23 protein-coding genes and 2 pseudogenes are annotated in these 25002 nt (G+C 55.1%); 9 read left to right on the top strand and 16 right to left on the bottom strand.

Going from position 1 to position 25002, the window contains the following annotated elements; genetic code table 11:
• Positions 1-31: 31 nt before the first annotated feature.
• Both ACE4QZ_RS00125 and ACE4QZ_RS00120 read right to left on the bottom strand, forming a co-directional pair.
• On the bottom strand, positions 32-358 hold the full coding sequence (locus tag ACE4QZ_RS00125) for a hypothetical protein (protein WP_410480277.1): 327 nt from the start codon (positions 356-358) through the stop codon (positions 32-34).
• Positions 359-477: 119 nt separating this feature from the next.
• Positions 478-630, bottom strand: a complete 153-nt coding sequence (locus ACE4QZ_RS00120; RefSeq protein WP_410480276.1) for a hypothetical protein — start codon at positions 628-630, stop codon at positions 478-480.
• 76 nt (positions 631-706) lie between these two features.
• Here ACE4QZ_RS00120 and ACE4QZ_RS00115 point away from each other — a divergent pair, with 76 nt between their 5' ends.
• The 5 genes from ACE4QZ_RS00115 (at position 707) to tnpC (ending at position 4077) form a co-directional block, all read left to right on the top strand.
• Complete coding sequence (locus tag ACE4QZ_RS00115; protein ID WP_410480275.1) at positions 707-1144, top strand: hypothetical protein; 438 nt, start codon at positions 707-709, stop codon at positions 1142-1144.
• A gap of 195 nt (positions 1145-1339) precedes the next feature.
• The gene (locus tag ACE4QZ_RS00110; RefSeq protein ID WP_186595164.1) at positions 1340-1651 is read left to right on the top strand and encodes a hypothetical protein; all 312 of its coding nucleotides are present in this window, start codon (positions 1340-1342) and stop codon (positions 1649-1651) included.
• A 164-nt stretch (positions 1652-1815) separates the two neighbouring features.
• Positions 1816-2148 (top strand): IS66-like element accessory protein TnpA, encoded by a 333-nt coding sequence (tnpA, locus tag ACE4QZ_RS00105; RefSeq protein WP_009684096.1) that lies wholly within the window; start codon positions 1816-1818, stop codon positions 2146-2148.
• Entirely contained in the window at positions 2145-2480 is a 336-nt protein-coding gene (gene tnpB, locus ACE4QZ_RS00100) for an IS66 family insertion sequence element accessory protein TnpB (protein WP_009684097.1), read from the top strand. The genes tnpA and tnpB overlap by 4 nt, the downstream gene beginning before the upstream one ends.
• Positions 2481-2541: 61 nt before the next feature.
• Positions 2542-4077: an IS66 family transposase gene (gene tnpC, locus ACE4QZ_RS00095; protein ID WP_009684098.1), complete on the top strand. Its 1536-nt coding sequence runs from the start codon at positions 2542-2544 to the stop codon at positions 4075-4077.
• Positions 4078-4110: 33 nt separating this feature from the next.
• Here tnpC and ACE4QZ_RS00090 read toward each other — a convergent pair whose 3' ends face one another.
• The 4 genes from ACE4QZ_RS00090 to ACE4QZ_RS00075 all read right to left on the bottom strand — a co-directional run bounded on the left by ACE4QZ_RS00090 (position 4111) and on the right by ACE4QZ_RS00075 (position 9117).
• Complete coding sequence (locus ACE4QZ_RS00090) at positions 4111-4644, bottom strand: NUDIX hydrolase (RefSeq protein WP_009684099.1); 534 nt, start codon at positions 4642-4644, stop codon at positions 4111-4113.
• Between the two features lie 92 nt (positions 4645-4736).
• Positions 4737-5588 carry a universal stress protein gene (locus ACE4QZ_RS00085; protein ID WP_012316922.1) on the bottom strand — a complete coding sequence of 284 codons (852 nt, stop codon included), beginning with the start codon at positions 5586-5588 and terminating at the stop codon, positions 4737-4739.
• Positions 5589-5599: 11 nt separating this feature from the next.
• The gene (locus tag ACE4QZ_RS00080; RefSeq protein WP_009684101.1) at positions 5600-7087 is read right to left on the bottom strand and encodes a SulP family inorganic anion transporter; all 1488 of its coding nucleotides are present in this window, start codon (positions 7085-7087) and stop codon (positions 5600-5602) included.
• Positions 7088-7575: 488 nt separating this feature from the next.
• Positions 7576-9117 carry an RES family NAD+ phosphorylase gene (locus ACE4QZ_RS00075; RefSeq protein WP_410480274.1) on the bottom strand — a complete coding sequence of 514 codons (1542 nt, stop codon included), beginning with the start codon at positions 9115-9117 and terminating at the stop codon, positions 7576-7578.
• A gap of 79 nt (positions 9118-9196) precedes the next feature.
• On the opposite strand from ACE4QZ_RS00075, the gene ACE4QZ_RS00070 reads away from it, so the two are divergent.
• The 4 genes from ACE4QZ_RS00070 (at position 9197) to ACE4QZ_RS00055 (ending at position 12119) form a co-directional block, all read left to right on the top strand.
• A complete protein-coding gene (locus ACE4QZ_RS00070; RefSeq protein ID WP_060514600.1) occupies positions 9197-10030 on the top strand; it encodes a TIGR04255 family protein in 834 nt (277 codons plus the stop codon).
• 3 nt (positions 10031-10033) lie between these two features.
• Entirely contained in the window at positions 10034-10714 is a 681-nt protein-coding gene (locus ACE4QZ_RS00065; RefSeq protein ID WP_186595160.1) for a Cro/Cl family transcriptional regulator, read from the top strand.
• Positions 10715-10725: 11 nt separating this feature from the next.
• Positions 10726-11589, top strand: coding sequence for a hypothetical protein (locus ACE4QZ_RS00060; protein ID WP_410480273.1), 864 nt, complete (start codon positions 10726-10728; stop codon positions 11587-11589).
• 344 nt (positions 11590-11933) lie between these two features.
• Positions 11934-12119, top strand: coding sequence for a hypothetical protein (locus ACE4QZ_RS00055; RefSeq protein ID WP_186595156.1), 186 nt, complete (start codon positions 11934-11936; stop codon positions 12117-12119).
• Between the two features lie 78 nt (positions 12120-12197).
• Here ACE4QZ_RS00055 and ACE4QZ_RS00050 read toward each other — a convergent pair whose 3' ends face one another.
• The 10 genes and pseudogenes from ACE4QZ_RS00050 to dnaA form a co-directional block, all read right to left on the bottom strand.
• Entirely contained in the window at positions 12198-12386 is a 189-nt protein-coding gene (locus ACE4QZ_RS00050; RefSeq protein ID WP_186595154.1) for a hypothetical protein, read from the bottom strand.
• A 147-nt stretch (positions 12387-12533) separates the two neighbouring features.
• The gene (locus ACE4QZ_RS00045) at positions 12534-14024 is read right to left on the bottom strand and encodes a helix-turn-helix domain-containing protein (RefSeq protein WP_410480472.1); all 1491 of its coding nucleotides are present in this window, start codon (positions 14022-14024) and stop codon (positions 12534-12536) included.
• Positions 14025-14129: 105 nt separating this feature from the next.
• Positions 14130-14411 (bottom strand): annotated as a pseudogene (locus ACE4QZ_RS00040) (TniQ family protein); the annotation flags it as partial.
• Between the two features lie 77 nt (positions 14412-14488).
• Positions 14489-15424 (bottom strand): TniB family NTP-binding protein, encoded by a 936-nt coding sequence (locus ACE4QZ_RS00035; RefSeq protein WP_410480272.1) that lies wholly within the window; start codon positions 15422-15424, stop codon positions 14489-14491.
• Positions 15421-17382 (bottom strand): Mu transposase C-terminal domain-containing protein, encoded by a 1962-nt coding sequence (locus ACE4QZ_RS00030; protein WP_410480271.1) that lies wholly within the window; start codon positions 17380-17382, stop codon positions 15421-15423. Before ACE4QZ_RS00030 ends, ACE4QZ_RS00035 begins: the two co-directional genes overlap by 4 nt.
• Positions 17363-18001, bottom strand: coding sequence for a TnsA endonuclease N-terminal domain-containing protein (locus tag ACE4QZ_RS00025; protein WP_186595131.1), 639 nt, complete (start codon positions 17999-18001; stop codon positions 17363-17365). The genes ACE4QZ_RS00030 and ACE4QZ_RS00025 overlap by 20 nt, the downstream gene beginning before the upstream one ends.
• Before the next feature lie 822 nt (positions 18002-18823).
• Entirely contained in the window at positions 18824-21244 is a 2421-nt protein-coding gene (gene gyrB, locus ACE4QZ_RS00020) for a DNA topoisomerase (ATP-hydrolyzing) subunit B (protein WP_021785317.1), read from the bottom strand.
• A 4-nt stretch (positions 21245-21248) separates the two neighbouring features.
• Positions 21249-22352 (bottom strand): DNA replication/repair protein RecF, encoded by a 1104-nt coding sequence (recF, locus tag ACE4QZ_RS00015; RefSeq protein ID WP_003253154.1) that lies wholly within the window; start codon positions 22350-22352, stop codon positions 21249-21251.
• 15 nt (positions 22353-22367) lie between these two features.
• Positions 22368-23471, bottom strand: a complete 1104-nt coding sequence (gene dnaN, locus ACE4QZ_RS00010) for a DNA polymerase III subunit beta (RefSeq protein WP_021785316.1) — start codon at positions 23469-23471, stop codon at positions 22368-22370.
• A 43-nt stretch (positions 23472-23514) separates the two neighbouring features.
• Positions 23515-24967, bottom strand: a pseudogene (gene dnaA / locus ACE4QZ_RS00005) (chromosomal replication initiator protein DnaA); the annotation flags it as partial.
• Positions 24968-25002: the final 35 nt, after the last annotated feature.

Genomic DNA, 25002 nt, shown 5'->3' with positions numbered 1-25002 from the left:
CACCTTGTGGAAGGTGGGGTTCATGGATCGGTTACGGCGTATTGATGAGGCGCTCGAATCCATCCGGGTCGAACTGGATTTCTTGCCGATAGATTTCGACTGGGCCACTCCGTCGCTTTTGCGACAGCACTAATCTCATGCTCTCGCTCAAGCCTGATGTCTCACTGCCCCGGATGATTCGGTGCTTGATAAAGCTCATCTCAAGGTCGAGATAGCCGCCCCTGGCCCCTGCAGATGCGCATGGGAACAATCGCCCGTCCTCGTTGATCGCCGCCTCTGGCACATGGGTCTTGATAGCGTTGGCCAGTTCAAGATTCTTGCTCACCCTCTGGGCAAAAAGGGGAGTCGCGTCCGACATGTAGGCAAAAATCCAGGGAACATTGCGTAATGTCGCGCCAGTGTAGAGATACCCCTGTTCAGCCTTATAACCTTGATGGGGAGCCGAGCAAAGTCAGCCTTGACTTGAGTCCTCATATATCAGCTCCGTTTCCATACGACGGCGACGACTGCCACCGAAAGGGTGATCACTGCACAAAGTGCCAAGTTAAGGGGATCCGCTGTGAGTGCGGCCGAAAAAATGGTGCTGAATGAATCCATGATGGTGGGCTCCGAAACCAGTTCAGAATCCATTTCACATCCTTCCCCCAACAGCATCTAGATGATCCATTATTGAAAAATCTCAAGCAAGGCCTTGTGATTCAAGGCCTTGAGCGATTTCTTATTAGTTAATTTCAGCATGCCTTACCTGCAAAAAACCGCCTTCAAAAGCGCTAAAATGAATCAAAATCGTCGAATTGAAAGGTGCTGTATGGTTGGTTTCATTGAGCAAGATCTGGGGGAGAGGCTTAGAGCTCCCAAAGCGGTTCCTTACGTCAGGCGAATAGCTGGCGGCTACTTTGTCTTGGAGATTTCAACACCTGACGGGGTGCATATCCTGCAGCGGCAACGAGGCGGTGATCGGGTCTTCAAGACTTTTGAAACGCTCCTTGGCCTACTCGCCACGCAAGGCGTCATAGAGTTCGCCATTGTGCTGGACGACGCAAAAGTCATTCCAGGAGGGCCACCGCCCCCCTGGCTGGCACGTTCCCAGCATGATCAGACGTCTCACGCATCTTGGCGGCATGATTTCGATATACCTTTTTGAGCTCTCTGCTTATTAGGCTGCGTAGAAAAGGTGTTTCAGTGCAGACAGCAGTGGAGCGTGAAAAATCATAACCTCGGGGCTCGGTCCGAAAAGCACAGCGAAAAAGGACGCACGGTTTTGGGTCGCGGCGACATCTTCGTTGTGCTTTGATGCCTAAGTGCTATGTCGCATGACTCCCGATGCAGGACCGAGACAATGGATGCAAAGGCAAGACTGGCTGTAAGCGCTGTGGGGATTTCACTCCTGATTGGATCAGTGCTGTGCGCCCACTCCACTATCAGCTTGATTCTTTTCGCTTGGGACATGACTGGTGAGCTTGGCTTCCGAGAAGTCTTTGGCTACCTGGTCGCCACTACTGTAGCGAGCGGCTTGTCATTTCTGACAATTCTCACGTTCATCGTAGTCGGCGCTTTGATAGCAGTAGCACCATGGGTTGAGCTCGATACCGGCGACGCATGCGCGGTCGCCAAGAATCAATATCCAGAGGCGTCAGCAAAGAAAATTTAGACCATCCTGCTCACCCAGGTACTGGGTCAATAGCTGTAACGCCCCCTTTCGGGGGCTTACAGTAACCGTCCGGCCAACTCACCTTCCTGACCCCGACGCCAAAGGCGATGGTGTCCACCTAATTTAAGTGGACACCATTTCTAGCCTTTTAAGCGGGTCTTTCCATGCAGTCACAACGCCGTTCCTATTCAAAATCCTTCAAGGCCCAAGTTGTCCAAGAGTGCGCCCAGCCCGGCGCATCGATTGCCAGCGTCGCGCAGAAGCACAGCCTTAACGCGAACCTCGTACATAAATGGATTAGGGTACTCACGAACAAAACTATGGCGCTGCAACCTGCTTTCATTCCAGTGCCCTTGCCGCTAGCCGGAGGACATTCGCAGGCAGCTTCATCAAGTATCTGCATTGAAATCCAGCACCCGCGTGGCACCGTCAAAGTGAACTGGCCGACCGAAAGCGCTGTCGCCTGTGCCACCTTTCTGCGAGACCTGTTGGAATGATTCGGATCGATGCCATCTGGCTTGCCACCGAGCCTATGGACATGCGCGCCGGTACCGAGACCGCGCTGGCCAGGGTGATCGCGGTGTTCGGTGTGGCGAAGCCGCACTGCGCATACCTCTTCGCTAATCGCCGTGCCAACCGAATGAAAGTCTTGGTGCATGACGGTGTGGGCATTTGGCTGGCAGCGCGACGATTGAACCAAGGCAAGTTTCATTGGCCCGGCATCCGTCACGGATCGGAAGTCGAACTCGATAACGAGCAACTTCAAGCCTTGGTACTGGGTTTGCCGTGGCAGCGGGTCGGCGCAGGCAGCGCGATCACAGTGCTTTAGCCCCTGCCATTAGCCCATCGGTTTATCGCTGTTGACGACCTGCTCTGACACAATCAGCGGCATGACTTCCTCGCCCAATCTCGACCAGATGACACCGGAACAGCTGCGCGGCTTGGCCGAACAGGCTATGCAGTTGCTGTCCCAGGTCGACTCCATGAGCCAGAAAATCCAACGCCTCGAAACGGTCAACGAGCAACTGGCTCATGAAATCGCCATCCTCAAGCGACACAAGTTCGCCAAGCGCAGCGAGCAACTGAGCCCCGACCAAGGCAGTCTGCTTGATGATCTGCTCGATACCGATATCGCAGCTATCGAAGCCGAGCTGAAGGCAGCCAATCCGCCGGCCGCACCGGCCGAGCCACGTCATAAGCCCAAGCGTGCACCACTGCCGCCGCAGTTTCCGCGAACCGTGATCCGTCACGAACCAGAGAATACTCAGTGCGTGTGCGGCTGCCAGCTTCAGCGAATCGGCGAAGACGTCAGCGAGAAGCTCGATTACACTCCGGGCGTGTTCACAGTTGAGCGGCATGTGCGTGGAAAATGGACGTGCCGTCAGTGTGAAACACTGATCCAGGCGCCTGTACCGGCCCAAGTGATCGACAAGGGCATCCCGACCGCAGGCCTTTTGGCCCACGTGATGGTGGCGAAGTTCGCCGACCATTTACCGCTGTACCGGCAGGAGAAGATTTTTGGTCGGGCCGGACTGCCCATCGCCCGTTCGACACTGGCGCAATGGATCGGACAGACCGGTGTGCAGCTCCAGCCTCTGGTCGATGCGCTGCGTGAGCATGTGTTGGCCCAGGGCGTGATCCACGCCGATGAGACCCCGGTTCAGATGCTCGCACCAGGCGAAAAGAAAACCCACCGCGCTTACGTGTGGGCCTATAGCACCACGCCTTTCTCGGCCCTAAAGGCCGTGGTCTACGACTTCAGCCCCAGCCGTGCCGGCGAACATGCGCGTAACTTCCTGGGCACGTGGAACGGTAAGCTGGTCTGCGATGACTTCGCCGGCTACAAGGCCAGCTTCGAGCTGGGCATCACCGAAATCGGCTGCATGGCCCATGCACGCCGCAAATTCTTCGACCTGCATGCAGCCAATAAAAGCCAGTTGGCGGAGCAGGCGCTTCACTCGATTGGCGGGTTGTATGAAGTCGAGCGACACGCCAAGGAAATGAGCGACGAAGCCCGCTGGCGATTACGTCAGGAAACAGCGGTGCCCATCGCTGAAAAACTGCATGAGTGGATGTTGGCCCAACGCGAACTTGTGCCCGAGGGTTCGGCCACGGCCAAGGCCCTGGATTACAGCCTTAAACGCTGGGTAGCGCTGACGCGCTACCTGGAAGATGGTGCTGTGCCCATCGACAATAACCAGATCGAGAATTTGATCCGGCCGTGGGCGCTTGGGCGCTCGAACTGGTTATTTGCCGGGTCGCTGCGCAGTGGAAAAAGGGCGGCGGCAATCATGAGCCTGATCCAGTCGGCGCGTATGAATGGGCACGATCCGTATGCCTATCTCAAGGATGTACTGATGCGGCTTCCGACACAGCGGGCGAGCGAAATCACGCAATTACTCCCGCAGCATTGGATGCTTGCCTGAGGCAGGCTAAGTGGACTTCGCCAAATAGTCAGCTCAAAGGCTGATTGGCATCAACAATTCGGAAGCGACTTTTCTCAGCATGTAGGTTTCGCGCAGAATTGACTGCCCCATCGAAGACTCGTGACGCTGCATGACGGCTTCATTGTGTGCGATGGCTTCATGCAGGTTGATCCAGACAGGCCGCATACCATTAGCGATTTCGTGGCTTTCCATTCTCACCGGCTCTAGCTGGGGCGCTACTTCGCATTGATAAAAATGCGAGGTCATGTGCATCAGATCGTACTGTGGCTTTTGGTAGGGCCGGTACTCCTCGATGTAACCGTAGTGCTGGAGCACCTGTATTTCACGAGCACCAGTCTCTTCCTCAAGCTCACGCTTCAGGCCTGCGACAATGTCCTCGTCACCATCAAGGCCGCCTCCAGGAAAGCTGAAATCGTTATAGCGCTCGGTGAACAGCAACAGGATCTGTTCACCCCGCATCACGATGCCGCGAGCTGCATGTCGACGGAATACTCTGCCCTGCTTGGATTTCAGCTCGGGGTGAACAATTTCAGTTATGAGTTGCATGTGGTCTCGTAGCGGCAAGATCAGTTAGTCATCGTCCAGGGTGGCCACGGTATTTCCTCAGTTCTGGAAATACTGTGGCCAGTGGAACTGGCTCAGCGAAGCAGCAATAAGGGTACAGTGGATGTACGCAGCATCGTCGTGGTCGTGCTGCCTATCAGAAACTGCCTGATGCGTGAGTGCCCGTACGCCCCCATGACCAAGAGGTCAATGCCGTGCTCTGCCTGATACGCATGCAGTGTGGACTCTACTTCGCCTGGGCGGATCTCGGAATGCACCAGCGAGCCGGAAGACGCAAGCGTGGTTCGTGCCTTCTCCAGCGCGTTCTGGTTGTCTTCAGAATCCGTTCCAACCATGACGATATGAATTGGCAGGCCTTCGCACAGCGGGCTTGAAGCAAGCATCTGTAAGGTCTTGTGGCCTGTTGCGCTGCCGTCAAATGCCACCATGACCGTTTCAGGTTTCCTGAAATGGCTGGTTGTAATCAGGGTGGGGCGGTGGATAGTTCGGACTATCGCTTCAATCTGGCTGCCAAGACTTTGGGCACTGCGCGTGCTGTCCTCACCGACTCTTCCAATCACCAGTAACCGAATATCGTCTTGGAGATCGCTCAGGCTCTCGACGAGATGGCCATGGCGCTGCTTCATATCAGGTGACATGGCGCCAGAGTGAACTGTTCGCTCGCGAGCTTTTTCAAGCATGTGCTGCCCATGCTCCAACGCCAGTTTTGCCCGCTGCGCATCCAGCATGGCCAACTCTTCCAGCAGATGTTCTCTGCTACCGAGACCGATATTGCCGCTGAGGTCAGCGGATGCAGGATATTTCTCCTTATCCAGCACATGAAGCAAGGTCAGGGGAGCGCTGAGTCGTTGCGAGGCCCATGCTGCGTAATCGCAGACCGCCAATGAGGATTGTGAGTTATCAATGCATGCCATTACGCGGGTCATTGTCGTTCTCCTTAGTGGCTCATGAGCTTGTCGATGGCACCGGGTTTGTCATGCACGCCGAAGCGGTCAACGATTGTCGCGCTGGCTTCATTGAGACCGAGCACTTCAACCTCAGCGCCTTCGCGTCGGAACTTGATCACGACCTTATCCAGCGCTGCGACGGCGGTGATATCCCAGAAATGCGCCTGTGTGAGATCGATGGTGACCTTGTTGAGCGCCTCCTTGAAGTCAAAAACCTCAGTGAACTTGTCCGCAGAGCTAAAGAACACCTGGCCCACGACGCGGTAAGTCCGATGCGATTTCGTCTCTTCAAGAGTGCTCTTGATATCCAGGTAGTGCCCGACCTTGTTTGCGAAGAACAGGGAGGCCAGCAGCACACCTACCAGTACGCCGTAAGCCAGATTGTGAGTGGCCACGACGACCACGACGGTCGCCACCATGACGAGGTTGGTCGACAGCGGATGCTCTTTCAGATTACGCAAGGAATCCCAGCTAAAGGTGCCGATGGACACCATGATCATCACAGCCACGAGTGCCGCCATAGGGATTTTGGAGAGCCATTCGCCAAGAAATACCACCATCAGCAGCAGGAAAACGCCGGCACACAATGTCGAGAGACGGGTGCGGCCACCAGATTTCACGTTGATGATCGACTGGCCGATCATGGCGCAACCTGCCATGCCGCCAAGCATGCCGGCAGCGATGTTGGCCACACCCTGGCCTTTGCACTCGCGGTTTTTGTTGCTGGTGGTGTCGGTAAGGTCGTCGACGATGGTCGCGGTCATCATTGATTCGAGTAGACCCACTACTGCCAACGCAGCCGAGTACGGGAAAATGATGCGCAGGGTTTCAAAATTCAGCGGAACTTCAGGCCAGAGGAAGATCGGGAGCGTATCAGGCAGTTGGCCCATGTCACCGACGGTGCGGATATCCAAACCGAGGTAAATGGCGATGGCAGTCAGCGTCAGAATGCACACCAATGGAGAGGGAATCACCTTGCCGATTTTCGGTACATACGGGAACAGGTAGATGATTCCCAGGCCCGCAGCGGTCATGGCATAGACATGCCAGGTGACATTGGTCAGCTCAGGCAATTGCGCCATAAAAATCAGAATCGCTAATGCGTTTACGAAGCCGGTGACTACCGAGCGTGAAACAAAGCGCATCAACGAGCCGAGCTTCAGGTAGCCGGCAAGGATTTGAAGTACGCCACATAGTAGCGTCGCGGCCAGCAGGTACTGGAGTCCATGCTCTTTTACCAGCGTAACCATCAGCAGTGCCATGGCGCCTGTCGCCGCCGAGATCATTCCGGGGCGCCCGCCGACAAAGGCGATGACAGCACAGATACAGAAGGAGGCGTAGAGACCGACTTTGGGATCTACCCCGGCGATGATGGAAAAGGCGATGGCTTCCGGGATCAGCGCGAGTGCGACCACCAGCCCCGCGAGCACGTCGGCACGGACGTTGGAAAACCACGTTTGTCTAAGTTTTTGCAGCATATAAATATCCAAGGCAAAGCATCGCGCACGCCAAGGGAGTGGCGAGCGAATCGATACAAATTCAAATTTTGAGGATTTTTTGCTGTGTGCTTAAGGTGTAAAACCAGGCGTACAGCAGTGAGCACCCGCGAGCGAGGCTAGCGGAAGCAGGTTGTTGCGAGGGGGCGTAGCGCTAAGGCGGCGTAGGCTGCCAGTAGATCGTTTGGAGTACAGTCATGCTGATGTTCCTGTAGCTCAAGGGGTATGCGGAGCCGAAGTATACAATGAAGCCATCGTCGATTGCGACCCGCTGGCAGGCTCTGCATGACCTACGTCAGATACAGGCTTATTCAATGGGTATACCTGCGGGCAAGGCTTTGTTTTCCACCCGTTCTTGTCCGAGCTGGTCTGTGTGCTGAGGGGTGAGTTGGCCAGACGGTTACGGCTTACAGTTCAGTCTCGCATACGAATATTTATGTGGCAGAAGCCAGCGCCTTCCGCCCTCGATTTCAATCGAAAATTGGTCCGAGCCGCTTGCGATTTAACTCGCTCATAAACAATCCATAGATGTGGTCGTATTCCTTGGCCTTCGTTTCGATCGCAGTAACCTTGTGGAACCGGAAGGATTTAGCAACGACGACGAGCCTAGCCGATGGTCCAAATGGGTTGTGAGCAAGCGTTTCCCTCCCGACAGGACCGTCTGCTGGGTCAGGATTCTCCGGAGGCACATAGGAAAGTAGGCTGGATTCGGGGAAAAGAACCACGTTTGTCCCTACCTCGCCCGTTTGGACAGAGGGGAACACCAGTCCATCCACGTACTTACCAAAACGCAACCGGAGGTATTCGAAAACAACCTGCGTGGACAGATAGCTCAACTCGTCGTTTCGTGCTTTAGGGCGAGACATCTTCTTGACCAAAGAGCCAAGGAAAGCCTTCCGATGCAGCGAGTCGCGGTATCCCTCATCCAACATCGTAAGCTCTGGAGGCTCCACTCGATCCAGTACGGTGAGGTCCAACAGCTTCAGTTCGCTAATAGGGGTCAGGGCAGCGCTGACCACGTGGTCGCCAGTGATAGAGCGGATTTCGCTGAGGCAGGTTTCCCGCTCAAACGCGCAGTACAGTGCAGAAATTCCGTTCGGGGTCATACGCTGACTGCTAGCAAGGCTCTTAGGCGTGGGGCCAAATTCTCCGGCTGGATCACCAATAATTTTCTCTGCCTGCTCCTGGTCCCGGGCAAGACGTGCCCGGTAAAGGAACTGCCCCTCAGCAATGGTGCGAATCACTGCAGGTTTGAGCTCGCCGCTGTCGGTCACCAGCAGTGAAAAGACGGAGTCGAGAAACTCGCCAGCCCCCGTATTGAAATAGCGGTGTTTGTAGTGAACATCGTTCACGAACGCCTTCCAGCGCTCCTCGTAAAAATTCTGCTCCAATGTTCCGTCATCGCTATAGAAATGCGTTTCGTTGGCTTGATCATCAATGTTGAATTCACTCGGAACACCACCACACAGATCTTCAAAGTAGGGCTCTTCACCAAGATCAAACCACTCCGACAGAACGACACCGATATCTGAAACGTTGATGAAGTCCGATCCACAGTGGTACAGCAGGCCGAGCTCGTAGTCGGATAGGTCATCCTTGGTAGCGACGTTCTCTGCGACGCGTTCATACACGTAGTCGAACAACCGCTGTGACTCGATGACTTGCCCATGACGGCTGCAGTACCTGCAGTTGGCTTCAGCCCCGGACGAGTCAAACAGCTTTTTCAGTGGAGCCGGTTTTACACAATCAACACAAATCATAGGTGCTACCTGAGCCTTCTTTTCTAAGCCGTCTGCAGCTACAGCGGCGCTTTTTATCCGGTGGCAGATGCCGTGAATCTTGACCTTTGAACCGCTGGTAGAAGCACCTTTCCGCTCTGACGCTCCCTTCAAGGTCGAAAATGAAGGCGACGAACGGTCACTCCCTGTGCTGACTGTAGCCAGATGGCGATTTGCGTGGGCATCAGCCGAATCCACGCTCTCATCAGCAGACAGCATTAGCTCGAACCGCATTTCGCAGCCCACCAGTCGTTTGCCAGTGTGTAAACCTACCTGTAAACTGTCAATCAAAGTGTCAAGCTGAGTAATCGAGATGGGAACGAAATACGCAAACGCCCCGGTCTACTTCACCATCGGCCAGGTGCGTCACAACACCCTGCTGTCGCTGAAGTCCTACCTACCGGCGATCCAGGAGCGCATGCGAAAGGCTGGTTATCCTGATTTCAACAGCGCCCAGCAGATGCAGTTCTCTTTTGGCGCAGTTACTGGTGGTGATGACACGCAACCTTTCAAGCCGGGCGTTCAGCAGATCGAAAGCTATACGTTCTCCAATCTCGAAGGCACCCAGGGCTTTCTGCTGGAACCGAGTGCGCTATCGTTCCGCTGCACCGAATACGAGACCTTTCCGGAATTCTATGCCGAGCTGGAACGAGGCCTGAAGATCTTGGAGGAAGCGGTGGATGGCCTGGCTTATTTTGAGCGCTTAGGCCTGAGATACCTTGATGCGGTTGTACCTGCAGAAGGGGAAACCTTGCAGCAGTATCTTGCTCGTGAGGTGTGGGGTACTCCTGCCTCACTTGACCTGGGACAGGTATACCAGTTCGAAGGACAGCCGCTGACGTATAACCACTCGTTTGCCGAGTCGTCGGCCACCATTCCTAACATTGGGCAGGTAGTGTCGCGGGTGATTGTCCAGAACAGCGAGCTGCGCTTCCCACCAGATCTATTGCCCGCCCCGCTCAAGATCGGTCATCGCTTCAGCGAGCTCAATGGACAGCATGCAACCGTCGACGTCGACGCCAGTTTTTCTGAGCGCCGAAAATACGATTCGGCTGAAATTAGAGATAGGTTCCAACACCTTCACGACCTCGTTAAGTTGTTCTTTAACGCGACCGTGACGGACCACGCACGGACAGCATGGAGTTAACCTATGAACACGATGTATGCACCATCCCCAAGCCCGGGGCTGGCAGAGCGATCCTTCAATGTGGCGAGTCGGCATCTCGAAGCTGAACGCGAGAAAGCCAAGAGTTCAACAGGAAGCACTGCGTTAGCTTGGGGCTATGGACTGACCGTGGCCTTCGCGTTGTGCATTGGCACCTTGGCACCGCAACCTCAGCCTCGTGAGAGCCGTGAAAGCAGGGAATTCAGAACATCAATTCAAGGCAACGCCAAGCTTGAATCCGCAGTTGCTCCGAGGACAGCTGCAGAAGCGTTGTCTTATGTGCGCACCACTTTGAAACCAGCGGTGACTGAATTGGCATCGATCTTCGGAGTTTCGAGGCAGGCTATCTACAACTGGCAAGCCGGTGAGCACATCTCAGAGGGCAACGAAGCTCTGCTCTACGAACTGGCCGCGGCCGCCGATCGTATCGTGGCCCATCCGCTCGCAGGACAAGTGAGCGCCAAGCGGAAGCTCCCTGGCGGTAGATCTCTATTTGAAGCCGTTGCCGGCGGCATGTCAGGTGTAGAGGCTGCTGGAAAACTCATCGCCATGGCTGAAAAGGAAGGCGCACAGCGCGCAGCCATGGATTCGAGACTGAAGAACCGAAATCGGGCCGCCGTAGACCTCGCGTCGGTCGGCTCGCCGCATTTGAAAGACAGAGCATGAGGTAGCAGTTGATGGTGAGCTGGAGTCGATCTACCCCGTGGCGACAAGGATACATTGTCGATAGCCAAACACTCGCCCAGCTCGGCATCATCATCGACGGCGATGGCCAGGAAAAAGTCATCGCCGTTGTTGCTACACACGACTGTGACCTTGCACAGGAAGCTGCAGGCGAGCCGGAAGTGGAACTGATCTTAGGCAGAATCCTGGCTGAGAAGCTTGATGGCAATTACACACACTGTAAAACCGCCAGGCGGCTACACCTAGAGCTGACTGGAACAGATCAGCACCTCCTCTGTGAGTTCGATGCGAGCAAACGGGTTCGAGTCTCCAAGGAGCACCAGGAGCCGTCCAAAGCCTTTGTCTCCTATGAGCCGGCTCGTACCTTTCTGATGAACGGACAGGAACGAAGCATCTTCCAGCGCTGGCTGGCTGCAAGGTATCGCCGCTCTTCATTTCCAGATGAATTTGATCGCCGCCTGAGAGACACCAAGGTAGCTGAGCGCCTCGCCAAACTTTTCAAAGACTCCGGCAACCACATCCCGGCCGTATTCTTCGACGTTGATCAAGGTATGGAGAGGACCAGAGACGGATCAGATGATCTCTACGAGCTCTCGATCCTGGTTCTCTACAAGACTGACGAAGACCCTGAGATTGCTGAAGAGGCAGCTCAAGCTGCAGTAAAAGCTATCGAGGAGCTTTTCCAGAACCGGTGCAGAACCGGGGAAGACAAGAGTTGGAAGTGGATTGAGCTCATTGAAATCGATGTGATTTCAGATGAAGCGCTGACATACAGTCAATCGCTCAATCTGACACGCTGGCAGGCTGACTATGTGAGCCTGAGAAGCGACCCGGAACAGCCAATTCTTGACGATTGAGCCACATCTCCTGATTTTTTCGGCCAAGAGACTGAAAATCAAAGGAAAAAATAGGGGGAGGGGTTGACACCAGAATGATATGACGAGATACTTATAATTGCCGATAGTTATTTCTGTCGACAAAAAAGCCCACCAATGTTTGCAGCATTGGCAGGCTCTTTGAACCGTGCACTGGATGTTTTTGCAGAACTCCAAAGCACAATTAGAAAACAAACCCGGAGGTCAGGTTTCCACACTCGGAAAGAGATTCTACGTACATCTTTATCTCTTTACAACACCTGCTTGACTAGCGGCATTTGCAGATGCCGCAGGTATCTCCGGGTTCTCTCATTAGGAGATCCCGTATGACCATGATTTGCAGACCCTTCATTACCCTCCGCAACGGCAAACGCCTCTTTGCACACGAGGTTGGTAAAACCGCGTTCTGCTTTGAGGTAGATGAAGTTCGGAAGGCTAAGCCGCCTGAAGGGGCCGGTGAGCAAGGTACGCTCGACCTTGGGGATGATGACGTACCTTCCAAGCCTCACTGATGTAACAAGAAGCCCGGTAAGCGTCAGCTTACCGGGCTTTTTTTTGCGCATCGAATTCAGCGGCTGATCGTTCGAGCGTCAATGCATTTTTATGGAGAGCTTCACAGAGAGCTCCAGGTCTGTGCTTATCTCAGCGGCAGGCGCCACCGCAGAGGGCACGGCATGATCAGCAGCATTCGGTAGCGCTTGGTTTATCCACAGAAGCACGACACCGCTGAGAATACGTGCGAGGGTGCTCTTTGAAATTGTGACGAAGGCTTTGTGCATTTGGAGGTCCATTTCAGAAGTGGACACCCATTAAATAGCTCTCGAGGCCGTGCCACCACCACCCTGCGAAAATATGCTCAAGTCCCAGACTGGGACTTGAGGATTATCCACATAGATCCATCGACATCCTTTCCAGAGCCCGAGCTATTAGGCCTGGACGGACGCCTGTGTAGCATCTGCGTCACTACCGTGAGCGGTCCTCCACACAAGGTAGTCGGCCAATTTCTTGCTTCGCGACCATACGTATTGTCGGCAGGAAGCATTCACCATTGTCGGGCCGGCAACGGGCCTGAAACGGATGTCCCATAGATGCCTGAGTGAGTCTCTCGGGGACATCCCCAAGTAAGCAGCAATCTCGGGGCCAAGGATGTACCTCTGCCTGAACGTTTCAATCGCCTTCGGAGTAACTCGGTGCTGAGTGCAACGGCCAATTTTCGCAGGATTACTTTTAAGCAGCCCCAAGCGGACACACGCGTAGGCGACCTCCTCCTTGACCCCCAGTATCGCTGCTGCTTGGGAAACCGATAATCCGGAGAATTCAAAATCGCTTTCTCGGAAACGCTCCTGCATCCACAGTGCGAGATCAGTTGACCTCACTAACAACTGACCCAAGGCCGCTGACTCATCTTTATTGCTACGATAAGCCTGTAGGGCGCCGGATTTGATTGCCTGGAGCAATTCGACGAGACCTCCGCCTGCGGGCAGATAATGTTTGGCAGTGAAATTGATCGTTAGCAACCCCGATTCAGTTACCAGGTCGACATCACCCGGCATCAACTCATCAAGCGAATCTCTAGACACCAACCATGGGCTGCGACCCACCTGGTGCTCGCCAAAGAATTCGAGAAGGCCGCCCGAAAGGAGTTGGCGGACGCGCGTCATGCTGAGACCGAGGATCTTAGAAGCCCCACTCAACGTGACCGCCGCATGTCTGTGATAAGACACCTCTTGAAGCTGCCCAAGGTGGACCACCCTCAGTAACCGCGAACCTCTCTTTTCCTCTCGGTGATCAACGAGCCCGCGCTGGCAAAGAGTCACCAGTGCGGCTCTCGATAGCCCCATCGCTTTAGCCCCGGTTTGAAGGGGTACCCATAGATGGTTTTCGACCGTCTGGTGGCTGAGGTATCGATTTCGATTCGACAACGGTGCCGCCCATTCTTCCAGCAGATAAGACTCAAATTCGTCGCGGACGAAGCTGAAGCAAGGGGAACTCAAACTATGATGGATATCTCGATAGATGGGACCAAAAGCGCTTGTCACTTTCCACTCTCCGGAACTGGAGTGAGCATGCTTGAGGTCGCCGAGCAACTGCCTGAATGCGCTGGGCCAGTCCATGAGAATCCTGGCTGCTGCATCTGCCAACGTCCTTGAGACGCCTACCGAGGAAATTTCTGGAACCTTCAGTTGCATCAAGGTTTGAGCTCGCGTGCGCCGAACAGCTAAACGCGCCGCAAGCTCATGCAGATCGTTGAAGGGTAGTCCTGAAAGTCCGCCAGCATTCGGCAAGGGCGGTGAGTAGAACGCATTCTCCAGCGCCGAGGACAGCCACTGGCACGGTTCGCTAGCTAACCGTGTGTATTCCTCAGCGCCGGGGCTAGCAAGCGAAAACCCGCATGCTTTGCATCTGTTATCGAGCATCGAGTTATGACAGGTTTTCAAACTGCAATGTGGGCAGCAGTTTAAGAGTTCCGTTCGGTGGGAAGTACACGAGGTGACCAAAGTGATTTCCCAAGTTTCCTTCCAGTAGCCTCCCTCAGCCAGGCACTGCGCGCAGAACCTGACACTGCGCACTGACCAAATCTTAAAAGGCCTGGTTATGGGTGAGCGAAGCTCCACTGCCGCCTCATGCCAACTCCGCGGTGTACCACAATGGCGGATCCACTCCTTAACGTCACAGTCATCCGCCTGCTTGAAAGCCCTGAGCGCGTCGTTACTGGTGAGCCCGTTAGCCAGGGCGAGCCGTTGCAAGTAGCCTGAGAGGCTTTCGTCGTGATGAGGTCGAGGGTTAATTAGAAGACCAAACATTCCTACACATCCATGAAATCGAAGACATAAAGATCAGAGGAGTAGGGCCGGGCTACACCCAGCCCTCATCATGAGCACTAGTCCTCTTCAACTTTCGCGAACGGCTCGTTCATCCCAATCAGTGGCTGGAAATTGAAACTCCCACTGAAGGGGTTACGTTCCTCTGTGGCTCTGCTCCATACCTCATCCTCGAACGCCTCTGCGAGTACGGGTAGCTCAATTCCTGCTAAGCCACGACTTACGGCCAGCCAGACGGCTCGATCCACGATCTTGATGAGGTAATCAATCAAGCCATAGGAGGCTAGGTGAAAGCGTTTGATCATTGTTGGCTCAGTGAAACTCACCGCAGGAACAGGCAGTTCGCCCTGAATCGCCCCAAGAAGCATCACGAACTGGACTGAGGATTTGCCGGTCAAGGTGAAGCGGTCATAATCCACCGTGGCCGAAAACCTGCGGCGCAGTTGCTCGTTCGCTTTAAGTAAACGCTCAGTACGCTTCAGACCAAGCAAAACGAACGTGATGCTCGTATCGTTCATCAAGCTCTTGATCCAGTCTGCTGTCTCATAAGCACCATGTCGGTGATAGTCGACCAGGTGCTGTACCTCATCGAGCGCTACCACCTCCACACCGAGATTCTTCAAGAGCAGGACCACACGGGCAAATTTCACCTCGCCAGAATGTCCCCGCGCTGTTGCGAATGGATCCTTAAGCGCTGTAAGCATCGCTGCCGCGAGACTCTTCTTGGTGGGCGACGAAGGTATCTCTACAAACAAAACAGTCCGCTTTTCTGAATCAATGCTGCCGGCATCCTCTAATGACCGAATGTATTCCATGATCAGAGTGCTTTTGCCTACGCCACTAGGGCCCTGGATCAGTAAACCGTTACTCGTCCCGGCGCGCCGACTATCGGCGTGCACCTCGCTGAGACGGGTCAACGCTCGTACCGCCTGGGAGCTGTGGATAAACCTGTGTCGTAGCGAGAAGGTGAGCTTTGGCGACTCAGAGACATTCATGGTTTGTTACTCCCTGCAGGCGAACGGACCGAAACTTTGAAAGCAGCAGCGGGTGGTATGTGATCAATGGAATCGTCGGTCCATTCCATTTCGCCGAGTACTTTAGGGGGAGGCGCGATCTCGCTCTTGCGGCCTTCTTTATCAATTTTGGCTCGTGCAGCTTCGCGTCTCTGCCTGAGCTTCTGCGAAAGGCGAGCCTCTTCGACATCTTCCATGATTTCCTGATAACACCGGTGAGTTGCTTCGAAGCTGGGTTGCTCACCGTTTTTTTCCCGCAGCGCATTTTCTGCAGCCCTCCACAGCTCCCGGCTCTTGCCAACCATGCGCTCGTCTTTCGCTGGTACTTGAAAGAACAAGTTTCTGAAGCGATCGTGCACCCAAACGTGTCCGGCCTCGTCGCGATAACGAACGTTAACCTTCTCACCCTCTGCCAGACGCATGCGCAGTTCCGCGAGCTCCGTGGAGTGATAGAACAACTTTCCAACCTCGACTCCGTAATGGTGAACCTTCACCGAGCTGCGCTTGGCCAAGATGCATTCCAACGAATCTAGGTCGACGGGGAGAGAGATGACGTGATTCGCCTCGCTGGTCGCCCAGACCTTGGCAGGAGTCCGCATCGCTAGTCCCCGGTGCGGCGTTTGGTGATAACCATCCACGATCCATTTCACCAGCACCGCTTCCAGTTGGGGCAGAGTGAAGCAAGCATTCTTCTCGGAGTCGTAGTCACCACGTTGTTGAATATTCGAGAAGGTGGTTCCAGGTAGGTTATGAATCAGCCCCAGGTTCTGGGTACTGAAAAAACGTTCTACCGCACCTTTCTTCTGAGGAGCCCTGGAAGCGGGATACATAATCTCAATACCCAGTTCGTTGAACCCCATGATGAGATCACCAGCGTGAAATTCAGCTGCGTTGTCCGGAACGATCCGTGTCGGTAAGCCTCGGGCCCACCATTCATTCCGCACCTTAGGAAAGCGCGTGAGCAGCTCGGCTTTGGGACGAATAGCGCGCTCAATGACCCGAAGAACGGTCTCTGTGTTCGGCGCCGAGAGGTGAAGCAGATAGCCCATCACCATCCGGGAGAATCGATCCATGACAATCGTCAGGTAGGGGCGTCCGATACAGAGTCCCGTGGTTTCATCCACCAGCTGTACGTCTAGTTGAGTGTGATCAATCTCCCACCGCTCCAAGATCTCATGAACGCGCAGCATACCTATGGCCGTGCGGTGTTTTTGCTTAGCGGCGTGTTTCCCTAGCCTAGCTTCATCAACTAAGTACGGATCCAGAGCTGCGATATACCTACGGACAGTCATCGCAGATGGAATTCTGAGCTGATTGGAGGGCAATCGGGATAAGTTTTCCTCCTCTACTTTGGTTTTGAACAGAGCCGCGACCTTACTAACGCCAGGCAGCACGTCCTTGAGGTAGCTGTCGTTGATCACACCATCGAGTATCTCCTTGAGCTCTCCCTGGATCGCAGGAGTCCGCCCTTTTTTGGCATGCTGAGGGATAAGCTTTGTGACATTGTCTCCTATGTATTTGGAAGCCCAACGTCGGATCGTTGATATGGAAGGTGCACAGGCATCCCCAATTTTCTTGGCGATTCTCTTAATATCTACAATCATGTCTTCTTCACTCGGCAGCTTGTTTTTACCGCGCTCAGTTAACGCGTTCAGATACTCGCGTCGACGCAAGGCCTCACCCCTGTGCTTTTCCGGGAAGCATGAAATGTCTGGAGGGATGTTCCGGACATACGGAACCCTCCCGAGGTAAGGCTGATCAGCAGCGACCTCAATCTCACGCCTCTCATAGCCCTGATAAAACTCTTTCTCGGACAGCTTCGTGGGTTCGCCGAGCTCATCGAAAAAGAGCAACCTCCGGTCGATGAGCCTCTTCTCAAGGACCATCAGGACGCCACGCACAATGACGACCAATTTCACCTTAAGGGAAAAGGTCTGCATGACGGTGCCCTCCCTGAAGGAAAATCGGGGAGTCAGTGTCGAGGGGCTTATTGAGTTCGATACCCACAATGCCCAACCCAAGCAGACGCCAGCCCGGCCTCTCACCCACAGCTAACAAAAGATCGGAAACAGTCTTGGGGACCTGGTCATTGAGGACCGTCAGCACCTCCTCAAGCTTCTTACCCGAAAGCACTGGACCACGCCGATGAGACATCAATCGACGAAGGTTGCTAGCAAGGGGCTCTTCTTCAATCAGCTTGTCAGTGACTACCGAAAAGTTACGGCCGGTAGATATGAAATGGCGTTCAGCTGTTTCCAGCCGATCTCTGACTCTAGCTATGTTTAGGCGTTCTTCCGGCTTCACCTCAAACCACCAGTCCCGCCCATCTGAGAGGAAAACTCGTAGGTCGGGGTAGTATTTGAAATACCCCTGAGCTGAGGGAACACGCTCCTCACTGGGCTGAACGACGTAACTGATGACGGCAGGCGACAGCTCAAGAAGCCGAAAGAAAGCTCCCTCCAGCTGGGATTCCCAGGGCACAGGCTTTTGATTTTTCAGCGATGGAAAATACCCGCGGAAATGGTTAGACCGACGTGTGACTACCTTTCTCACCGTCATGAAGCACCTCCAAAAATCTCGAAACGAGCGCCGCCGCTGCACCAAAAAACTGAGGCGCAGGGCAGGCTAAGGGAGGCCTTTCGACAGGCAACACTGTGCCGTCGAGTGGCCTCGCTAAGGTCGAAAAGATGGGAGAGGATTGACAGGGGCTTCGAAAAAGCAGACATTGCGGTTTCTCACGTCGCAAGTCCGCTTCGCTAAGCGCGGTCAGAACCTCTCAGTTTTGGTCGCGTTTTTCTACATTTGGGCCTCCATTTTCTGCTGGAGTGGTCTGGATTTGATGACTAATCAGAATTTCCAGAGATCGCCTTGATCTCTTTCTTTCTAAGCAAGACGCTTGTCACCGCACCAGCAGTTTCAATTTGATCTTAGGTTTTTGCTTCAACTGTCTGATTGGCATAAACATCCAATCTGGAAGCTAGAAAATGCGGTCCTAGATCTTATTCCAACACTCCATTGAAATCTACAGTTAATCCAACTAGCCAATTTGGTGTTTCTTACAGTCGCCTGTTATCTGTATTAAATTAATACAAGCAGATTTAATTAATCTGCTTGTATTCCGGTGCATTATTAAAACCTTTCTGGATTCGCTACTTCCTTCCAGATTCATCCGCCGAGCCCTTCGGCCTGATTCTCCTTTCCACATCCGTACGCAGACGGCCAGCCTCAGACCAGCCGTTGGGGGCAGGGTGCCCGCAGGAATTGGAAGCAAAAAAAGCCCGCTAATGCGGGCTTGATGTTGACCGGCGGAGACCAAGATTTGGGCCCGGCCGGTCATCTATTTGTGAAAGCGTGCAGCTTTTCTGTGAACCTACAACCGGATCAGAAGTCCAGGTTCGACACCGACAGCGCGTTACTTTCGATGAAGTCACGACGCGGCTCGACCGCATCACCCATCAGCGTGTTGAAGATCTGGTCTGCTGCGATGGCATCCTCGATAGTGACCTTGAGCATACGGCGAACGGTCGGGTCCATGGTGGTTTCCCACAGCTGGTCCGGGTTCATCTCACCCAGCCCTTTGTATCGCTGAATCGTATGGCGCTTGGTGGTCTCATTCATCAGCCAATCCAGGCCCTCTTTGAACTCGACGATCGCCTTGCGCCGTTCACCGCGCTGCACATACGCACCTTCACCCAACAGGCTCGACAGCTTGGCACCAATGTTGACTACGGTACGGTAGTCATTGCTGCCGAAGAAGTCACGGTTGAACGTGATGTAGCTGGCCAGGCCATGAGAGGTGATTTCCACTTCAGGCAGCCATACGTTGCGCTCTTTGTCTTCACGCAGGCTGGCGTTGTAAGCCAAGCCAGACTTCTGATTGGAGTTCAGACGCGCCTGGAACTGGGCCAGCCAGGCTTGCATCACAGCGTGGTCACCCAACTGCTCCAGAGTCACCTCAGGCAGGTAGACGAAGTGCTCAGTCAGCTCTTCCGGGTACAAGCGCGACAGGCGCTTGAGGGTCTTCATGACACTACGGAACTCATTCACCAGCGCTTCCAACTGCACACCGGAAACTGCTGGCGCCGATTCGTCCAGGTGCAGGCTGGCATCCTCCAGAGCCGACTGGGTCATGTACTCTTCCATGGCCTCATCGTCCTTGATGTACTGCTCCTGCTTGCCTCTCTTCACCTTGTACAGCGGTGGCTGGGCAATATAGATGTAACCACGCTCGACCAGCTCCGGCAGCTGACGGAAGAAGAAGGTCAGCAGCAGTGTACGGATGTGCGAACCGTCAACGTCAGCATCGGTCATGATGATGATGTTGTGATAACGCAGTTTATCGATGTTGTACTCTTCGCGGCCGATACCACAGCCCAGCGCGGTGATCAGCGTGCCCACTTCCTGGGAAGAAATCATCTTGTCGAAGCGCGCTTTCTCGACGTTGAGGATTTTACCCTTCAGCGGCAAGATCGCCTGGGTACGACGGTTGCGGCCTTGCTTGGCCGAGCCACCCGCAGAGTCACCCTCCACCAGGTACAGTTCGGAGAGAGCAGGATCCTTCTCTTGGCAGTCCGCCAGTTTGCCCGGCAGGCCAGCGATATCCAGCGCACCTTTACGGCGGGTCATCTCACGGGCTTTACGGGCGGCTTCACGGGCGCGAGCAGCGTCGATCATCTTGCCAACGACGGCCTTGGCCTCGTTCGGGTTTTCCAACAGGAAATCGGCGAAGAACTTGTTCATCTCCTGTTCCACGGCAGTTTTCACCTCCGAGGAGACCAGCTTGTCTTTGGTCTGCGAGCTGAACTTCGGGTCCGGTACCTTAACCGAGATGATCGCAGTAAGGCCTTCACGGGCGTCGTCGCCAGTGGTTGCCACCTTGTTCTTCTTGGCCAGGCCTTCCTGCTCGATGTAGTTGTTAAGGCTACGGGTCAGCGAGGAACGGAAACCCACCAGGTGGGTACCGCCATCACGTTGCGGAATGTTGTTGGTGAAGCACAGCAGGTTTTCGTTGAAGCTGTCGTTCCATTGCAGGGCGACTTCAACACCCACGCCATCCTCACGCTGAACGTTGAAGTGGAACACCTGGGAGTTGACCGGCGTCTTGTTGGTGTTCAAGTACTCGACGAACGCACGCAGGCCGCCTTCGTACTTGAAGAACTCTTCCTTACCGCTGCGCTCATCCTTCAGCAGAATGCCAACGCCCGAGTTGAGGAACGACAGTTCGCGGATGCGCTTGGCCAGGATGTCCCAGCTGAAGTGAATGTTCTTGAAGGTTTCAGCCGATGGCTTGAAGTGGATGTGGGTACCCGTGGTTTCACTGTCACCGACAACCGCCATAGGCGCTTGTGGAACACCGTGAACATAAGTCTGTTCCCAGATCTTGCCGCTACGGCGAACGGTCAGAACCAGCTTCTCGGACAGGGCGTTCACAACCGACACACCTACACCGTGCAGACCGCCGGATACTTTGTAGGAGTTGTCGTCGAACTTACCGCCGGCGTGCAGCACAGTCATGATGACCTCGGCTGCGGAAACGCCTTCTTCCTTGTGCACATCGACCGGAATGCCGCGACCGTTGTCGCGCACACTGATAGATTCGTCCGGGTGGATGATGACAGTGATGTCATCGCAGTGACCGGCGAGGGCTTCGTCGATCGAGTTGTCGACCACCTCGAAGACCATGTGGTGCAGGCCACTACCATCATCGGTGTCGCCAATGTACATGCCGGGACGCTTGCGTACGGCATCCAAACCTTTCAGCACCTTGATGCTGGAGGAGTCGTACGTTTGATTTTCGCTCATGCCTTCACTCCCGATGGTCGTGGGTCTGGGTGATACGGCCTTGTTCCACGTGGAACAAAGCAACTGGCGTTTCCGTCTGCCAGCCTTCCCTCAGTAATTCGTGATCTACACAGGTGATGAACACCTGGCAGCGTAATTCTTCAAGCAAGCGGCACAGTGCGCGGCGATGCTGGTCATCCAGTTCGGACGGCAAGTCATCCACGAGATAAATACAGTGACCGCGGCGAGCCTGACTAACGAGGTGGCCTTGGGCAATGCGCAATGCGCATACCACCAACTTTTGCTGACCACGCGACAGGATGTCGGCTGCGTTGTTGCCAGCCAACCGCAAACGCAGATCAGCACGCTGCGGACCGGCTTGGGTATGGCCCATCTGCTGATCGCGAAGGAGAGAGGAGGCGAGTACTTCTTGCAGTTCCCGGTCCTTGTCCCAGCCTCGGTAGTAGCTCAGGGTCAACCCGTCCAGCTCGACCAGTTCGCTCAGGGTTCGCTCGAAGACGGGCTTCAAGGCCTTGATGTAGTTGCGACGGTATTCATCTATTTCCGCGCTAGCCAGGCACAGTTCCCGGTCCCAGGCGGCTTGCGAAGCTGGGTCAAGTGTACCATGACGCAACCATGAGTTCCGCTGCCGCAGCGCCTTCTGAAGGCGTTGCCAGGCTGGCAGAAAACGAGGTTCCACGTGGAACACACCCCAGTCCAGAAACTGGCGGCGTATTTTGGGGGCACCTTCAAGCAGCCGGAAACTGTCTGGGTTGATCAGCTGAAGCGGCAGTAACTCAGCCAATTGCGCAGCACTGCGCGCATTCTGCCCATCGATGCGGATAGTAAACTCCCCTTGGCGCTCACGGGACACCCCCAGGTTGCTCGTACCACCCTCCGTCAGCTGAACCTCGCCGAACACAGTACAGGCAGCCTGTTCGTACTGAATAACCGGATTAAGGCGGGTGCTGCGAAAAGAACGGGCCAGCCCGAGCAAATGCACGGCTTCTAGCACGCTGGTCTTGCCGCTGCCGTTGGCGCCGTAAAGGATGTTGATGCGGGGGGAGGGTAAGAGTGTCACCGGGTGCAAGTTGCGCACCGCGGTGACCATGATACGTCGAAGGGACATTTCGCCTGCTACAGGTTACAGGCGCATCGGCATGACAACGTAGGAAGAATCGTCATTGCCAGCTTCCTGCAGCAGCGCACTGCTGTTGGAATCGGACAAGATCAGACGAACTTGCTCAGTAGTCATCACGCCCAGCACGTCCAGCAAGTAGCTGACGTTGAAACCAATCTCCAGCGAGCTACCTTCGTAGTCCACGCTGATTTCTTCTTCAGCTTCTTCCTGCTCGGGGTTGTTAGCCTGGATCTTCAGTTGGCCAGCTGCCAGTTGCAGGCGAATACCGCGGTACTTTTCGTTGGAAAGAATCGCGGTACGGCTGAAGGCCTCACGCAGCGCCTGGCGGTCTCCGACAACCAGCTTGTCACCGCCTTTGGGCAGTACGCGCTCGTAGTCCGGGAACTTGCCGTCCACCAGCTTGGAGGTAAAGGTGAACTCGCCAGTAGTGGCGCGGATGTGATGCTGGCCCAGCACGATGCTGACCATACCTTCAGGGTCGGTCAGCAGGCGCGCCAATTCCAGGATACCTTTACGCGGCACGATGACCTGGTGTCGATCCTCTTGCTCGATCGGCGCGCTCATCGAGCAAAGCGCCAAGCGGTGACCGTCGGTGGATACGGCGCGCAACGTGTTGCGGGAAACCTCAAGCAGCATACCGTTGAGGTAATAGCGCACATCCTGCTGGGCCATGGCGAAGCTGGTTCGCTCGATCAGGCGGCGCAGCTTGCTCTGCTCCAGGTTGCAGGTCAGCGAACCCGGGCCTTCTTCCACAGTCGGGAAGTCGTTGGCAGGCAGGGTCGACAGGGTGAAGCGGCTGCGGCCGGCCTTTACCAACAATTTCTGCTCATCGACCTTGATATCGATCAGGGCGTCGTTAGGCAAGCTTTTACAGATGTCCATCAGCTTGCGCGCCGGAACAGTGATTTCGCCAGGCTCGGCCGGCTCATCCAGTTGCACGCGGCCTACCAGTTCGACTTCCAGGTCGGTACCGGTCAACGACAGTTGCTGGCCTTGTACGACCAGCAATACGTTGGACAGGACCGGCAAGGTCTGACGGCGCTCGACGACACCGGCGACCAGTTGCAGGGGTTTCAACAGGGCTTCGCGTTGAATGGTGAAATGCATGGTCTAGTCCCTTGCCTTCAATTAGCTGCGCAGACGGCCATCAGGTCGTCAGCGTCCGCAGCAGGTTCTTGTAGTCCTCGCGGATGTCCGCGTCGGATTCCTTCAGTTCATTGATTTTGCGGCAGGCATGCAGCACGGTCGTATGGTCGCGACCACCGAACATGTCGCCGATTTCCGGCAGACTGTGGTTGGTCAACTCCTTGGACAGGGCCATGGCTACCTGACGCGGGCGCGCGACAGAACGCGAACGACGCTTGGACAGCAGATCGGAGATCTTGATCTTGTAGTACTCAGCAACAGTACGCTGAATGTTATCCACACTGACCAGTTTGTCTTGCAGCGCCAACAGGTCCTTGAGCGATTCACGAATCAGCTCGATGGTGATGTCACGCCCCATGAAATGCGAGTGAGCGATAACCCGCTTCAGTGCACCTTCCAGCTCACGAACGTTGGATCGAATGCGCTGAGCGATGAAAAAGGCTGCGTCATGCGGGAGCTCGACTTTGGCCTGGTCGGCCTTCTTCATCAGAATTGCTACGCGGGTCTCCAGTTCTGGCGGCTCGACAGCCACCGTCAGCCCCCAACCAAAGCGCGACTTCAGACGCTCTTCCAGGCCTTCGATTTCCTTGGGATAGCGGTCAGAGGTAAGGATTACCTGCTGGCCACCCTCAAGCAAGGCGTTGAAGGTGTGGAAAAACTCTTCCTGCGAGCGCTCTTTGCGAGCGAAGAACTGGATATCGTCGATCAGCAACGCATCCACCGAGCGGTAGAAGCGCTTGAATTCGTTGATGGCGTTGAGCTGCAACGCTTTGACCATGTCCGCGACGAAACGCTCCGAATGCAGGTACACCACCTTGGCGTTCGGATTCTTCTTCAGCAGATGGTTACCCACAGCATGCATAAGGTGGGTTTTACCCAAACCCACACCGCCATAAAGGAACAGCGGGTTGTAGCCATGCTTGGGGTTGTCCGCAACCTGCCAGGCAGCCGCGCGGGCGAGCTGGTTCGACTTGCCTTCGACGAAAGTGTCAAAGGTAAAGGTCCGGTTCAGGTAGCTGGTGTGCTTGAGCGCACCTTCAACCTGCACGGTGCGCTGTTCAGCCCGGCCACCACTGGGCGGCGCCGAAGCGGGCTCTGCCATGGCATCAAAGCTGTCACGCGAAGACGTCTCGACCAGCACAGGCTCGGCCGCAGCCACGGCAACAGGCTCAACCGCTGCTGCCGGGGCCGCCTTGTGTGCCTGGGTCTGCGCCAGCGAAGCCGCAACGGCAGCGCTGACTGGCGCGTTCGGCGCAGCCCTCGGGGCCGAGCTGCGTCGGCTACCTATTAATAAGGAAAGGGCAGGTGCAATGCCGCTACCGTTCTCACCCAACAGCTCGAGCAAGCGACCCAGGTACTTTTCATTGACCCAATCGAGGACGAAACGGTTAGGCGCATAGACGCGCAACTCGTCGCCTTCGGCTTCGACCTGTAGCGGACGGATCCAGGTGTTGAATTGCTGGGCAGGCAGTTCATCGCGCAGAAGCTCCAC

This window comes from Pseudomonas sp. DCA-1 (assembly GCF_046523955.1).
In the GTDB taxonomy this organism is placed as follows: domain Bacteria; phylum Pseudomonadota; class Gammaproteobacteria; order Pseudomonadales; family Pseudomonadaceae; genus Aquipseudomonas; species Aquipseudomonas putida_Y.
This window is presented reverse-complemented; position numbering and strand designations above follow the sequence as displayed.